The organism is Amaricoccus sp. B4, assembly GCF_043226085.1.
Classification (GTDB): Bacteria; Pseudomonadota; Alphaproteobacteria; order Rhodobacterales; family Rhodobacteraceae; genus Amaricoccus.
Map to the genome: position 1 here is coordinate 1,517,790 of NZ_CP171225.1, position 14,171 is coordinate 1,531,960.

General features: G+C 66.1%; 16 protein-coding genes. 7 read left to right on the plus strand and 9 right to left on the minus strand.

Annotated elements, in window-relative coordinates; all coding sequences use genetic code 11:
- Positions 1-104: 104 nt before the first annotated feature.
- The 5 genes from ACF66B_RS07370 to ACF66B_RS07390 form a co-directional block, all read right to left on the minus strand.
- A complete protein-coding gene (locus ACF66B_RS07370; protein WP_111430767.1) occupies positions 105-1,178 on the minus strand; it encodes a PAS domain-containing sensor histidine kinase in 1,074 nt (357 codons plus the stop codon).
- Positions 1,179-1,399: 221 nt separating this feature from the next.
- A complete protein-coding gene (locus tag ACF66B_RS07375; protein WP_111430766.1) occupies positions 1,400-2,266 on the minus strand; it encodes a transglutaminase family protein in 867 nt (288 codons plus the stop codon).
- Positions 2,267-2,925: 659 nt separating this feature from the next.
- Positions 2,926-3,735, minus strand: coding sequence for a hypothetical protein (locus tag ACF66B_RS07380; RefSeq protein ID WP_111430764.1), 810 nt, complete (start codon positions 3,733-3,735; stop codon positions 2,926-2,928).
- Positions 3,732-3,938, minus strand: a complete 207-nt coding sequence (locus ACF66B_RS07385) for a hypothetical protein (RefSeq protein WP_111430763.1) — start codon at positions 3,936-3,938, stop codon at positions 3,732-3,734. Before ACF66B_RS07385 ends, ACF66B_RS07380 begins: the two co-directional genes overlap by 4 nt.
- Before the next feature lie 107 nt (positions 3,939-4,045).
- Complete coding sequence (locus ACF66B_RS07390; RefSeq protein WP_392664507.1) at positions 4,046-5,218, minus strand: DEAD/DEAH box helicase; 1,173 nt, start codon at positions 5,216-5,218, stop codon at positions 4,046-4,048.
- A 486-nt stretch (positions 5,219-5,704) separates the two neighbouring features.
- On the opposite strand from ACF66B_RS07390, the gene ACF66B_RS07395 reads away from it, so the two are divergent.
- From ACF66B_RS07395 to ACF66B_RS07405, 3 genes are all read left to right on the plus strand, one after another.
- The gene (locus tag ACF66B_RS07395) at positions 5,705-5,911 is read left to right on the plus strand and encodes a cold-shock protein (RefSeq protein ID WP_111430761.1); all 207 of its coding nucleotides are present in this window, start codon (positions 5,705-5,707) and stop codon (positions 5,909-5,911) included.
- Between the two features lie 465 nt (positions 5,912-6,376).
- On the plus strand, positions 6,377-6,661 hold the full coding sequence (locus ACF66B_RS07400; protein WP_392664510.1) for a hypothetical protein: 285 nt from the start codon (positions 6,377-6,379) through the stop codon (positions 6,659-6,661).
- Positions 6,662-6,807: 146 nt separating this feature from the next.
- On the plus strand, positions 6,808-7,488 hold the full coding sequence (locus ACF66B_RS07405; protein ID WP_111430759.1) for a hypothetical protein: 681 nt from the start codon (positions 6,808-6,810) through the stop codon (positions 7,486-7,488).
- 32 nt (positions 7,489-7,520) lie between these two features.
- Here ACF66B_RS07405 and ACF66B_RS07410 read toward each other — a convergent pair whose 3' ends face one another.
- Positions 7,521-7,778, minus strand: a complete 258-nt coding sequence (locus tag ACF66B_RS07410) for a hypothetical protein (protein WP_111430758.1) — start codon at positions 7,776-7,778, stop codon at positions 7,521-7,523.
- A gap of 588 nt (positions 7,779-8,366) precedes the next feature.
- On the opposite strand from ACF66B_RS07410, the gene ACF66B_RS07415 reads away from it, so the two are divergent.
- Complete coding sequence (locus tag ACF66B_RS07415) at positions 8,367-8,768, plus strand: DUF2177 family protein (protein WP_111430934.1); 402 nt, start codon at positions 8,367-8,369, stop codon at positions 8,766-8,768.
- Positions 8,769-8,771: 3 nt separating this feature from the next.
- Here ACF66B_RS07415 and ACF66B_RS07420 read toward each other — a convergent pair whose 3' ends face one another.
- The 3 genes from ACF66B_RS07420 to ACF66B_RS07430 are packed head-to-tail and all read right to left on the minus strand — an operon-like array spanning position 8,772 to position 10,702.
- Positions 8,772-9,506, minus strand: a complete 735-nt coding sequence (locus ACF66B_RS07420) for an SDR family NAD(P)-dependent oxidoreductase (RefSeq protein WP_111430757.1) — start codon at positions 9,504-9,506, stop codon at positions 8,772-8,774.
- Positions 9,507-9,509: 3 nt separating this feature from the next.
- Positions 9,510-10,142: a ChrR family anti-sigma-E factor gene (locus ACF66B_RS07425; RefSeq protein ID WP_111430756.1), complete on the minus strand. Its 633-nt coding sequence runs from the start codon at positions 10,140-10,142 to the stop codon at positions 9,510-9,512.
- A complete protein-coding gene (locus tag ACF66B_RS07430; protein ID WP_111430755.1) occupies positions 10,139-10,702 on the minus strand; it encodes a sigma-70 family RNA polymerase sigma factor in 564 nt (187 codons plus the stop codon). Before ACF66B_RS07430 ends, ACF66B_RS07425 begins: the two co-directional genes overlap by 4 nt.
- A 214-nt stretch (positions 10,703-10,916) precedes the next feature.
- On the opposite strand from ACF66B_RS07430, the gene ACF66B_RS07435 reads away from it, so the two are divergent.
- Genes ACF66B_RS07435 through ACF66B_RS07445 form a run of 3 tightly spaced genes read left to right on the plus strand, consistent with a single transcriptional unit; the run spans position 10,917 to position 14,139 of the window.
- Positions 10,917-12,200, plus strand: a complete 1,284-nt coding sequence (locus tag ACF66B_RS07435; RefSeq protein ID WP_111430754.1) for an FAD-dependent oxidoreductase — start codon at positions 10,917-10,919, stop codon at positions 12,198-12,200.
- On the plus strand, positions 12,197-12,976 hold the full coding sequence (locus tag ACF66B_RS07440) for a DUF1365 domain-containing protein (protein WP_111430753.1): 780 nt from the start codon (positions 12,197-12,199) through the stop codon (positions 12,974-12,976). Before ACF66B_RS07435 ends, ACF66B_RS07440 begins: the two co-directional genes overlap by 4 nt.
- Positions 12,973-14,139: a cyclopropane-fatty-acyl-phospholipid synthase family protein gene (locus ACF66B_RS07445; protein WP_111430752.1), complete on the plus strand. Its 1,167-nt coding sequence runs from the start codon at positions 12,973-12,975 to the stop codon at positions 14,137-14,139. The genes ACF66B_RS07440 and ACF66B_RS07445 overlap by 4 nt, the downstream gene beginning before the upstream one ends.
- Positions 14,140-14,171: the final 32 nt, after the last annotated feature.

The window sequence follows — 14,171 nt, forward strand, 5'->3', positions numbered from 1 at the left end:
CAAGCAGGGCCGTTTCCGACAGCGCGGGCGTTTGTCGCGCACCGGGAGGGCGCCGCCCCGCCCCAAACCCGCCGGACAGATGGAGGGTCGGAGAGGGATCGCTGTCAGGGCTGTTCCGAAGCCGCCCGGTCCGGCACCAGCGGGATGTCGAGCGTGAAGCAGGTCCGGCCCGGCTCGGAGGTGACCTTGATGACGCCCCCGTGCGCCTCGGCGATCTGGTGCGCAATGTAGAGGCCGAGACCGAGCCCCTGGGGGCTCTGATGCGCCTCGCCGCGGTAGAACGGCTGGAACAACCGCTCCATATTTGCCTCGGGGATGGCCGCGCCGCCATTGGTGACGGAGATCATGAGCCGCTCTTCACTGGTGCACGCCGAGATCCGCACCGGTTCGCCCCGCGCACCGTGGATCAGGGCGTTGCCCATCAGGTTCGACAGGACCTGCTTGATTCGCGCGGTATCGCAGTGCACCTCGCAGTCCAGCGCGGCCTCGAGGACGAACTCGGTCTCGGGTGCGATGACCTGCATTTCCTCGACGACCTGCGCAAGCTCGCTGGCAAGGCCGCCGGTGGATGTCGCTTCCAGTTTCAGGCCGTCGCCCAGACGCACACGGGCCAGATCCATCAGGTTCTCGATGAGCTCGGACATGCGCGCGACGCTGCCCTGCATCTGGCGCAAGATTTCACTGGTCGCGTGAGAGCTGTCCTGACGGCGCAGCAACCTCAGGCCGGCGCCGAATGCAGTGACCGGATTGCGCAGGTCGTGCCCCAGCACCGCCAAGAACTCATCCCGCAACGCGGCTTCGCTGTCCTGGGCGGCGATGATGTCCACGTTGCCCTTGGCATCGGTCACATCTCTCACCGTGCAGAAGAAGAGGTCACGGTCAGGCACGGCGTTCCAGGACAGCCAGCGATAGCTGCCGTCTGCCGTCCTGTAGCGGTTTTCGAAGCTGAGGACCGGCTGGCCCGCGACGAGGATCTCGAAGGCCTCGGCCGAACGCGCGACGTCATCGGGGTGGACGAACGTCCAGTAGGACTGCCCCACCATCTCTGCCTCGGACCAGCCCAGCGTCGTCTGCCAGGCCGGATTGACCGAACTGAAGCGCCCCTCGTGGTCGAGGATGCACATCATGTCGGGGCTGACCCGCCACATCAGGCCGATCTCGTCTCGTATACCGGTCATGGGGTCAAACGTATGAATCCGAGTTGTTGCATCGCTTATCGGGGTTTTTCCGGTCTGTCCAACGTATCGCAGGCCTGAAAGAGGCGCCATCGGCCATCCGCGGACGCTTGCGCGTCAGGTCTCGTCAGGTCTTGCGAAGTGGCGCGTTGCCTGGAGGATCCGGGGGGGGCAATCCGTGCCCCAAAGGCGGCGTGACAGGACCCGGCCCCATGTTCCGAAGCTCAGGCTTGAGAGACGGTGACCCGGACATCGAGCGCCAGCAGGTCCGACGGCATTCCGTGAAAGCTGCCGCTCACCGGCGAGACCTGAGCCATACGCCGGGCCACAGCAACCGGGATCAGGTTGGCCGAGCCCATGGCGCGGTTGGTCGGGTCGAAGGCGATCCAGCCTGCGCCGGGGATGAAGATCTCGACCCAGGCATGGGTGGAGCCGGTCGCCGCCGAACCTGTCCTCTCGCCTTCCGGATCGAAGAGGTAGCCCGAGACCAGTCGCGCGCCGAAGCCAAGCGTCCGGGCGGCCTCGGCGAACAACACGGCGAAGTCGCGGCAGGACCCCCAACCCCGGTCTAGGGTCTCGAGCGGCCCCTGTGTGCCCTCGGTCTCCCGGCTCTGATAGGAGATCCTGGCGGTTATCCCGTTGCTGATGTCCTTCAGCAAGGAGAGCGTGTCCGTCGGCCGTACCATGACAAACCGTTCGACCCACTGCGACAGCCGCCCCGCATCATCCGCATATTGTGGTATGGCCAGGGCGCCGAGATCGGTCCAGTCGTCGGGGGTGTACACGAACGGGTAGGATGCGGCGGCGGCGGCGATCGGGAAGACGGGCCAAGCCGGTGCGCGCAGATCCACACATGTGCGCGACCGGATCGAAAGCAGCTCCGTCCTCGTGTCGAACTGTGCCGTCGCGATCGCGTTGCCGGCAACGTCATGCGACCAGTCGATGCGGGGCTCGGGACTGATCTCGAGGTTGAAGGACGTCAGGCTGAGGTCCCGCGTTTCCCGCGGACGCAGCATCAGCCGGTGCGGCCCAAGTGCAACCGCGGTTCGATAATGATAGTCGGTCTCGTGGATGATCGTGACGGATGGCATCGGGAAAACCTCTTATGACCGTCCGCCGGCGCGACGCGAGCCGTGTCCGCTGCTCTCGGAGACAGCCGAGCGCCAGGCCGCTGTCCCCTTGCAGCGGGAACATATCCGCTCGCCGAACCCTTCGCTCCAGAAGGTCGATCGGCATCTCAGGCAGAAGCGCTCGGCGGCAATGTCGGCCGTCGCCCTGATTGGCCCGAATTCGATGTCCACAGACTTGATCGTCATTTCCGCTCCCCGCGTTCTCTCAGTCGGTCCATGCCGCCGAGGGCACGCCTGATGAATTTCTGAAGGCGTTCATCCCCGGCCTCGGGCGCCGCCGCGCAACGATCGAGAAGAAACCTCCTCTTCTCCACGACCGCGATCCGGGTCCGCGCAGCATCGACAGCCCCCTTTTCGTCCGGCCGCTCGAGGGGCAGATCCTCGACTGCCTGCCGCGGCATTGGGCGCCTCCCCCCTATCCGGTCGAGCGTAATGGAGGGGGATCCCATGGGAGGACAAGGTGAAGTCTTCTGTCGGCGCCACCAGCCGCGTGCACCCTCCGGATTGCTGACGTGCGAGTGGAGCCCGTTCAGCATGGCGAGGAGTGGCGTCGGCTGTGGCAGGCGGAATGCGATCCGCATTCGGCTGCAAGCGCGTCGCCGTGGTCTGATCGTGGTGCCCTATCGTTCAGGACTGCACTCCCCGTTCGCGAGTTGAAAGCTGGGATCGCAGCGCCAACGGTTTCCGGATTGATCGAGATGCGCGTTTGCCGGAAGCTCGATCCGGATGCAGGCATTGTCGATGGGTTCAAATCCGCGCTCGCAGCGCCAACCCGGCCCGTAGGATGCCGGGTCGAGATACGCGTTCTCGGGAAGCGCCACAGGGTCGCAGCGTCCATCGATTTCGAAGAAGCCCCGCTCGCAAGCCCATTTGTCGCCGTAGTCCGCATTGGTGAGATAGCCGTTCTCGGGAACCGCAATCGGCTCGCAGGTGCCGGCCATGGCGGTGAAACCGCGCGCGCAGGCCCAGCCGGAGCCTGCGGTGTCGTCCGTGAGATAGGCATTGTCCGGCAGAACGATGGGAACGCATGTCTCGCGATCCTGCCAGTATCCGCGTTCGCACTGCCAGTCGTAGCCGGAGGATTGCAGGAAGGCATGCTCGGGCACCGGGATTGCCTTGCAGGACGTGTCTCCTGCTTCTTCGTATCCGCGCTGGCATTCCCAACCCGAACCGTAGGACCGCCCCGTTGCATAGGCATTCTCCGGGATTTCGACGGCGACGCACTCCCCACCCTTCACACGGAACCCGAGCGCGCAGTCCCAACCCCCGCCATAGTTCCGTGCTTCGGCGTGGTCCGGCACCGGGCCAGTGCCGTTCTGCGCGAGGACCGGAAACGCCAGGACGGCGAGCAGGCCGCCAGCCGCGATCACCAGTCTGCCTAGGCTCGGCCTCGAGCGCAGCTCTCTGACTGTCGCGATGAACCTGCTCATCCCTTGTCCGCCGCGGCTTCGGGGAGCCGGCGTGGCATGACGCCGTCCAGCGACGCCAGGCACGCCTGCGCGATGTCTCGGTCCGGCGCCTCGGCGCCCGGCCCAGTCGCCGGGCCGCCCCCGGTGAAGCCCACGCGGCCGCGAAAATCGGCGCCCGTCAGGGCACCATGGATGCCGGGCTTGCGCCATTCGGGACTGTTCATTCGCCTATCCTCCTGCGGAGACAGCGCCGCCACGCTGCGAAAGCTTGTCCGGGTCGCCGGTGCAGCGCGCGCTCTGTCCTCCGGCCCCGGATTGCCGCAGGCTGCGGTCACGCCGCCATCCGGTCCGAACGTCCCGCCGGGCGCCGGCGCGGCCGTCGCTTCTTCTGCGGTGTCGACGCGCCGTTCATCGCATCCCAGGGACGGCCGCCGGCGATCTCGACGCGGGCGCCGAGCACCTTTTCGATGGCCTTGAACTCTGCCACTTCATCGGCGGCGCAGAACGCAATCGCGCGACCGCTCTGGCCGGCGCGGGCCGTCCGCCCGATCCGGTGCACGTAGTTTTCTGGCACGTTCGGCAGGTCGTAGTTGTAGACATGGCCGACACCGGGGATGTCGATGCCGCGGGCCGCGACATCCGTCGCGACCAGCACGCGCACCGATCCGGCCCTGAAGGCCGCAATGGCCCGATCCCGTTGCCCCTGGCTCTTGTTGCCGTGGATCGACGTGGTCGCGAATCCGGCGCGATCGAGCTGCTTCATCAGCCGCTCGGCACCGGTCTTGGTGCGCGAAAAGACGAGCGCGCGGTCGTCGCGGTGCCCGTTCAGCAATGCGATCAGAAGATCCTGCTTCTGCTCATTCGCGACGAAATGGACGCTGTGAGCCACCTTGTCGGCGACCTTGCCCGGCGGCGAAACCTCGACGCGGATGGGCTTGTCGAGATAGTGGCGGGACAATTCCGTCATCGCCTTCGGCATCGTGGCCGAGAACATCATGGTCTGTCTGTCCTTGGCCAGCATCAGTGCGATACGGCGCAGTGCAGGGGCAAAGCCGATGTCGAGCATCTGGTCGGCCTCGTCGAGGACCAGGAACCGTGTCATGCCGAGGTCGATGGCCCGGCGCTCCATCAGGTCGATCAGCCGGCCCGGCGTCGCCACGAGGATGTCGGTGCCGCGCGCAAGCCTATCGGCCTGCGCCTTGATCGACTTGCCGCCGACCACGAGCGTGATGCGGAGATCTGCCGTCAATCCCTGCAGGCTCCGGACGATCTGGCCCGCCAGTTCCCGCGTGGGTGCGAGCACCAAACCGCGGGCCGAGTGCGGCACGGGGCGGTCCTGCCGTTTCGACAGGGAGACGATCAGTGGAATGCCGAAGGCGGCGGTCTTGCCGGTTCCGGTCTGGGCGATCCCCAGGATGTCGCGGCCTTGCAGCGCGTGCGGGATGGCCTGCTCCTGGATAGGGGTCGGCTCTGTGAGCCCCAGGGCATCGAGCCGCGAGACCATCCGGGCGTTCAGCCCGAGTTCAGTGAACGTCATGTCAATCCTTGGCCGGGCCTGGCGTCCGCTCCCGTCGAAGCAACGCGCCCGTTAAGTCGGGGTGCACCCGGGACGAGCACTCCGGCACCGTATTGTGCCCGGAGCCGCCTTGGGCGGCCTCCCCCCTTCGTGATGTGGGAAAACGATGCGTCACGGCCGGGGGCGGATGTAATCCCGCCTGCTCACGCGGCAGAGCGATAACGCGTTCTGTACATGGGGAGGCGTCGGGGGCTTGTCAATGACGCAGGATCGCCAACCATCGCCGAGAGAGGAATTTCACGATATGGCGCAACAGCCCTTGTATGTCGGCCCCAGAAGGCGCATGTCTGTCGTGCCATCGTTGTTCGCTTCGAACCGCTGCTTCCGTTCATCCGGCTTTCAGTTGATCGATTCAGTCTGACTTTGCCGGGCTGCCGCATCACGTGGGCAGCATTTGAACAGGAGACCACGGATATGGCCAATGGCACCGTGAAATTTTTCAATGCCCAAAAGGGCTTCGGCTTCATCGAAACTGAGACGGGCGGCAAGGACGTGTTCGTCCACATCTCCGCCGTCGAACGTGCCGGTCTGGCTGGCCTTTCCGACGCGCAGAAGGTGACCTTCGACGTCGAGCGGGGCCGTGACGGTCGCGAAAGCGCGACCAATCTCGTGCTCGCCTGACCTGCCCTGTGCCGGGTGCCTCACTGGCACCCGGACCCGGTTGCTCAGACCAACCGCATGCGCAATCCGTCCGAACCCATTCCGGCTGCGTCGCGGGACATCAAGGCTCGGCGGGAGCACTGCTGTGCGGCCTGCCGAACTCCACCCCTGACGCGAAGTCGCTTCGACTTGGCGGCAACCTCCAGTCCCTTTGCCGCGCTGATCACAGGGTCATGGATGGCATTGGCCATCAGCCTTCAGATCTCGGTCCTGCCCTGCCGGCGAACGCGGTATTCCTCGTGCGCCCCTGCATGATCGCGCACGATGGCGGGCACGCATCGTTCTGCCGCGACACGCGCCGGAATGACCCGGCGCGCCGCATCATCGGCATTATGACGCTGACGCCCCATGACGCAGGGCGGTGTACTCCCGCGGTCCGGCTGGCGATCGTGGCCACGCGCGTTGCGAACCGATGTGGCGGTCCTGTTGTTCGTTCATCTTTCCATGATGCTGCTGACAGCCTCGACCGGCTTGTCGCCGTTCCATGTCCAGCACCAGATCGAAGAGACATCCTGGCACCGCGACGCCGACTGGTCAGTGCGGGACGCCGCCCTCCACGGCGCATTGCGTCGCGACCGGGCGTCGGGTCTCGGCTGGATCACGGCAAACATCGGCGGGCACCACGCCATTACCTTGCCAGCCGAATTCCATTCTACCGTCCGCCGGAGGTTCTACGCGATGAAGAAATCCTCGCCGAGGCCCGGCGGCTGACGCTTGGGGAATATCTGCGGTGCGCGCGGCTCGCCCTGCGGGATGAACGCAGCCGAAGCCTCATTTCATTCGCCGAAGCCCGACGGCTCGCAACGGGTTCCGAACTCCGCCGAGCATGATACAGAACATTCAGGAGAGGATCCCCAATGGCACAATCGAATTCGGCAAGCCTCGTCGACACAGACCATAAGCTGTTCAAAGATATGACAAAGAAGCAGAAGAAGACTGCCAAGCCGAGTGCGTCGCCCGCCATTCTCGTGGGAGCGCACGGCCGATACCAGATCAAGTCGGGCTGGCTTGCGGGAACCTTCGTCGCACGGGCGTTTCCGAAGCCTCCAGCGAAGGCCCGCGGCATGATCGCCGAGGCAACGGGCGCGACGGAAGAGGAAGCTATCGCCGCGTTGCACAACGTCATCGACGCGCGCGAACATCGCAGGACGGGAGAACGGCGCGGGGATCAGCAGACAGGCATCGGCGTTCCGAGCGTCGAGGAATATGTTGAAGCGATCCGTCAGGTCACCCTGTCCGGCCCGCAATATGCGATGCTCACAGCCCTGTCGCTGGCGGGCGAGGACGGGCTGACGGACGCCCGCATGGCAAGCGCCGCCGGGTACAAGTCCGAGGCTTCGGCCAACAGATCCTTCATGGCGACGGGCTTGCTGATCGCCGAGTATCTTTCAGGTGATGTTCAGGCTGGCGACACTCCAGGCGCTTCGGAAGGCACCGCCCTCCTTGGTTTCCGGGGAGCGAAAGCAAAGGAGGAAGATGCGGGCTACTGGATACTGCATCCCGAACTCCGCCAGGCGGTGCGTCTGGCTCTCTTCTGATCCGGACGCATCCAAGCCCCACGAGACGAGCCTCAGCGGGATGACAAGGTGTTTCGCCGCGGTGCCCGCGTCACCGCATGGTCGGCGAGCATTTCCACAATCGCGGCGTTCTGCGGCAACAAACCGGCGCTGCCGCCGCCCACGCCCTGTAACGCCGGCTGTGCCCGCCGACCGGCGGACCTGCCCCGGCCCGCTGCCATCAGGGCCCCCGTCGCGCCGCCGCTCAGCAAGCTCGTTGCGAGCGTGAGGGCGGCGAGTGGCCGGTCCCAACATCTGGCGTCGGAGATCATTGGCCTTCTCCGTGATCTCAAGGTCCTCGGCGAGGCCCCGTGCCGCTCCCGATCTCCGGGACCGGTGCAGGTGGTAAGGCTCCGCCACCTTCGAAGCCAACCACGCAGATCGACGTGGTGCCAGACCGGGCGCATCTGGACCTGCGCTGGCTGAACGTCCTGCGCGTCGAGGCGGTCATGAAGCCCGAGCTCGCCAGTGACAGGTGCAAGGTGCCGCCGCTTGTGCTCGATCCAGCGAGAAAAGCCACTACGACTCCACGCTGTCGAGAGGTCCGGAGAATATCCGCCCTGGAGCTCGCTTCAGCCCCCTTTGGCGCGGCGACCAGTGCTCACCCCATCCCGGCACCCTTAGACAGCAAAGGAAAATTCGGGATACCTCCACAGCGGGGGAGCGCCTTCGCGAGGGCACTTAGCGGAGGGAATGGGTCTGATATCCGAACGTCTTCAGGCCGGGAGAGGTGCGGCGTGGGGTGGCGGCAGCCGGAACGTCATGATGCCTTTTCTGCGGGCGCGAGTGATCTGACGCCCGTTTGCCGCCGTATGGAGGGCAGAGAGAGATTTCTGACGAGACTGGAGCGGCGTGCGATGATGCAAGCGGGAACCCTTTATCTTCTCACGGCAGGGGTGTTCCTCGGCCTCGACTTTCTGGGCATCAAGTTTCTCATTCGGCCGATATTCGAGCGCCATGTCGGCGATCTGCTGGCCGAGCCCTTGCGGCTGGGTCCTGCGGCGCTGTTCTATCTCGTCTATGTCGCGGGCCTGTTGTGGATGGTGTCCTGGCCCGCGCTCAAGGCCGCTGATCCCATGCAGGCCCTTATAGGGGGCATGGTGCTGGGCCTTCTCTGCTATGGCACCTACGAGATGACCAACTATGCCACCCTTGCAGCCTGGTCCTGGGAACAGGTGATCGTGGATTCGATCTGGGGCACGGTGCTGACCGGCTTTTCAGCCTGGGCCGGGGTCGCCGTGATGTCGGGGCGTCTGGCCTGAGTCTCAGCCCAGACGCCGCGTCAGGCGCAGCGACAGGCCATAGGGCAGGATACGCAAGAGTTTCATCGCCAGCGTGAAGCGTCGTGGGAAGTGGATCTCGAAACCGTGCCGCCCCATGCCGCGCAGAACGGCCTCTGCCGCCTCGTCGGGGGTGATGATTGCCGGCATGGCAAAGCGGTTCTTCTCTGTCAGGCGCGTGCGAACGAAGCCCGGGCAGACAAGCCGCACATGGACGCGGGGTGCCAGTTCGACCACCAGGGTTTCGGCCAGATTGTTCACGGCCGCCTTGGTCGCCGAGTAGGGCTGTCCGCCCGGAAGGCCAAGATAGCCCGCCACCGATCCGAACAACACCAGTTGCCCGCCATCGCGCAGAATGGCCGGACAGAGGCGCGCGACGTCAAACGCGCCCAGGACATTGACCCGCACGATCTCTTCCACCTGCACCGGGTCGATATCCTCGACCCTGCCGGGCTCATAGAGTGCGGCGGTGCAGATCACCGCATCGAGCGGCGTCTCTTCCGCCAGACGGGCGGTCAGGGCCGCCAGTGCGCCCGGTTGCGCGAGATCCAGCGGTTCGACCCGCGCACCGGCGCAGTCTGCCGCCAGGGATGCCAGGGCATCACCGTCGCGCGCCGACAGGATGAGCTGCGCGCCGCGCCCGGCCAGGGCGCGGGCGAGCGCCGCGCCGATCCCGGCGCTGGCACCGATGATCCAGATACGGCTGCCCGCGAACTCCATCTCTCAGATCCGGAAGATCGGCTGCAGAAGGCGCGGCACCAGGGCATGGAAGCGCAGAGGCGCGTCGGTGGCGGCCAGGCAGATGCAGGGCGCACCGGCGCCGGCGATGGGCTGATGGTCGATCGCGTCATGCGCGGCCTCGACATCGCCCCGATGAAAGGCGCCTTCGCTGTCGGAAAAGCTGCCTTGGAGCACCAGCGTCAGTTCCATCCCACGGTGCCCGTGTTCGGGAACCGCCCGCCCCGGCGGGATATAGAGCAGGCGAAGAGACCCTTCGCGGTCGGCCGACAGGATCTGCTGACGGATGCCCCCGCCCAGCATCCGCCATTTCGGCGGCTGCCCGCCAAGCTCCGCCATCACGGGCGCGGGAAAAACGCCGGATCCGCGCGGAAGCGGCGGCGGGGGCGGTGCATCAAGGGCGGCCATCATCCGATCCCGGGCGCCTGCGCGGAGCGCCACGCCCTCAGCGCCGTTCAAAAGCACGCCGCCGATCATGTCCGCCGCCTCGATCCGCGCCCGGCACTCATCGCAGAGCGACAGATGCGCGGCCACAACCACCGCGAAGGCATGGGGCAGCGTGCCCGCACGATAGGTGTCGAGCACGTCGTCGGGGATATGGTGATTGATCTCGGTCACGGGGCAATCTTCCTCAGCTCGTGCCTCAGCCGGTCAAGGCCGAGGCGGATGCGGGACTTGATCGTGCCCAGGGGCAGACCCGTCATCTCGCTGATGCGGCTGTGGGGGAGGTCGTCAAAATAGGCGGCGCGGAGCGCTTCGGCCTGATCGGGTGCAAGACGAGACAGCGCCTCGGCAAGATGTCCGGCCTCCTGCCGGAGCGCGAGGATCTGCGCCGCGTCGGGTTCGAGGCTTTCGAGCTCGGGCATTTCCTCGGGTTGCGCGAGAGGACGGCGGCGGGCCATATCGATGCGGCGGTTGCGGGCGATGGCATAGACCCAGCCTGCGGCATCGGCGCGGTGCGGATCGAACTGCCAGGCCTTGTGCCAGACCGCCAGCATCACGTCCTGCACGACATCCTCAGCGGTCCCATCCCGCAGTCCGCCGCGCAGCATCATCGCCTTCAGCCGGGGCGCGAAATGGTCGAAAAGCCGGCCGAACGCTTCGCGGTTCCGGCGGTCGCGGACCTCAAGCAGGTCGCGGGTCAACTCGGACAGCGCCTCTGGCACCGGCTCAGTCATCAGTCGCGGCCCTCCCATCCAGCCAGGGCCCACTGGCGCGGCCGGCGGCATCGGCTTTTTATGGGGCTGTTGCCCGACGAGCGCAATCGAGGTGTCCATAACCGAGCTACGTCGTGACCTGCCCGGCGGATCACTGTGGGTGGAAAATATTTCGCCGTGAATGATCCAGAGGCGGCAGACCTGCGTAGGAACTGACAACAAGCGTGGAGAATTCATGCCCTTCGATCAGCTCAAAGGTGCCCCTCAGAGAGTTGCCATTGTCGGCGGCGGAATCTCCGGTCTGGCCGCCGCGAGGCTGTTGTCCCGCCAGCACCAGGTGACCTTGTACGAGGCCTCGCCCCGGCTTGGCGGGCACGCCCGCACCGTCATTGCCGGAAAGAACGGCGACCAGCCGGTTGATACCGGCTTCATCGTCTTCAATTATGTGAATTACCCGCATCTGACGGCGATGTTCCGCGATCTCGACGTGCCGGTGACCAGGAGCGACATGAGCTTCGGCGTCTCGCTCGAGGGCGGGCGGGTGGAATATGCGCTGCGGTCCGCAGATGCGCTGTTCGGGCAGCGGCGCAACCTCATCGACCCGCGGTTCCACCGCATGATCCTCGATATCCTGCGCTTCAACGACGGGGCCGAAGCCCAGGTCGCGGCTGCACCCGGCCTGACGATTGCGGACCTGATCGAGGCGATGCGGCTCGGGGCAAGGTTTCGGGACCATTACCTCTATCCCTTTTGCGGCGCGATCTGGTCGACACCAGACCAGGACATCGGCGCGTTTCCGGCGCTCGCGCTGGTACGCTTCATGCGCAACCACGGGCTTATGTCACGGGCTCAGCATCACCAGTGGTGGACGGTCGACGGCGGGTCGATGGCCTATGTCGAGCGTTTGGTGGCAGCCCTTGTCCGGTCCGGGGTCGATCTGCGGCCGGCTACAGGGGTGCGGGCGATCACGCGCCGGGACGGCGGCGTCACCCTGCGTGCCGAGGGGGCCGAAGGCGAAGTGTTCGACCAGGTCATCCTTGCCACGCATGCCGATCAGGCGCTGGCACTGCTCGCCGATGCCGATGGCGAAGAGCATGCCGCCCTCTCGGCGATCCGGTTTCAGCCGAACCGCACGGTCCTGCATGCCGATGCATCCGTGATGCCCCGCCGCCGCCGCTGCTGGAGTTCCTGGGTCAGCCGCGGCGATGCGGGGGGAGCGGGCGTCGGCGTGAGCTACTGGATGAACCGGCTCCAGAACATCCCCGAGGCCGATCCGCTTTTCGTCAGCCTGAACCCCGGCGAGCGGATAGATCCAAGGCTCGTCTATGACGAGGTGACGTTCCGCCATCCGGTCTTCGATCAGGCGGCGCTGGACGCGCAAGCGCGGATCGGGGCGATGCAGGGCAATCGCAACACCTGGTTTGCCGGAGCCTGGCTGCGCAACGGTTTCCATGAGGACGGATTTGCCAGTGCCGTGCGCATCGCGCGGCGCCTCCTGCCCATGCAGGTGCTGCCATGACACTGGCGTCGCGGCTGGCGCGTGGCGAGGTGCTGGCGATGCGGGCACGGATCACCCATGCCCGGCGCGGTGACCTGCGGCACGCCTTTGCCACCCATGCCGATCATGTGCTGCTGGCCCCCGAGACCTTTCGCCCGCCCCGGCTGATGGGGCATAATCGCTTCAGCCTGATCGCCTTTCACGATGCCGACCACGGCGGCCCGCGTGGCGCGGGCCTGGGGGCCGCATGGGCTTGGGCGCAATTTGCCACGGCGGGCATCGAGCCTCGGCCAGGGCGCGTGCTGGCGCTGCTGACGCAGCCCCGTTTCATGGGATTCTGGTTCAATCCGGTCAGTTTCTGGCTCATCCTCGAGGGCGATGCGCTGATCGCCGTGATTGCCGAGGTCAACAACACCTTCGGGGAGCGTCACAGCTATCTGCTGGCCCGCCAGGATCTGAAGCCCATCACGGCCGAAAGCCGGCTGACCGCGCAGAAGGTCTTTCACGTCTCGCCCTACCAGGACGTGGCGGGCGAATACCGTTTCAGCTTTGCCCTCAGCGCCGAGCGTATCGCCATCCGCATCGGCCATAGCCATGGTGCGGACGGCATAGACACTGCGATGAGCGGCGCCCTGTTGCCGCTGACCCGCCAGGAGATCTTCTCCAGTGCATTTCGCCGTCCCGGTGGCGCGCTGCGGGTGATCGCGCAGATCTACTGGCATGCGCTGCGGCTCAAGCTCAAGGGCGCGTCCTATCGTCGTCCTCCCGCCCCACCCGATCAGGAAATCAGCCTATGAGCCTCGCGACAGCCACGCTTCGACCCCGCTTCTTCTCCGCCCTGGAAGGCATCGCTGGGGGTCGGCTCCTCCTGACAACGCCGGAAGGAACGCGGCACAGCTTTGGCCAGCATGGCCCGCAGGTCGACCTCCAGATCCGTGACTGGCGTCTGTTGCAACGCCTTGCGCTGCGGGGCGACGTCGGTCTTGGCGAGGCCTGGATTGCCGGGGACTGGCACAGCGAGACGCTGGAAGGCGTGCTGTCCATTGCCTTGCGCAACCTTGGCAGGTTTGCCGGCTGGGGCGAGCCGGGGCGGTTGCAGGCCTGGCGGATGCGGCTCGTGGACCGGCTGGTGCGGATGAACAGCCGGCGTGGAGCGGCGCGCAACATCCGGAGCCATTACGATGTCGGCAACGAATTCTACCACCTCTGGCTCGATCCGGGCATGACCTATTCCTCGGCCCTGTTCGCCCCCGGCGACGATCTGGAACGCGCCCAGGCGCGCAAGAACCAGCGCATCCTGTCGAGGCTGTCTCAGGGCGAAAGCCTGCTGGAAATCGGCTGCGGCTGGGGCGGCTTTGCCGAGGCCGCAGCCGAGCGTGGTCATCGCGTGACCGCCATCACCCTGTCGCCCTCGCAGAAGGGCTATGCCGATGCCCGCCTTGACGGTCGCGCCGAGGTGCGGCTGCAGGACTACCGGGATGTCACCGGGCGTTTCGACAATATTGTCTCCATCGAGATGGTCGAGGCCGTGGGCGAACGCTACTGGCCCGCCTATTTCGCCACCCTCAAGTCCCGGCTGGCGCCGGGTGGACGGGCGGTGTTGCAGGCGATCACGGTGCCTGATGCCGAATTCTCGGTCTATCGCCGCCGCTCGGATTTCATCCGCCAGCATGTGTTTCCGGGCGGAATGCTGCCCTGTGACGCGGCGATCGCGCATCAGGCGCAGAAGGCCGGGCTGCGGGTGGTGGGCAGCCATGCCTTCGGGCAGGATTACGCCCGCACCTGCCGTATCTGGTCCGAACGGATGCATGCAGAGCGCGAGCGCATCGCCCGGCTGGGCCATGGAGAGGCTTTCCTGCGCGGCTGGCAGTTCTACCTCGACGGCTGCGCCGCGGCCTTTGCCACCGGGCGCTGCGATGTGGTGCAGGTGGAACTGGCGCATCTCGGTGAGGCCGCCTGAATGGCGGCGCCCAGCACCCTGTGGCTGACGCG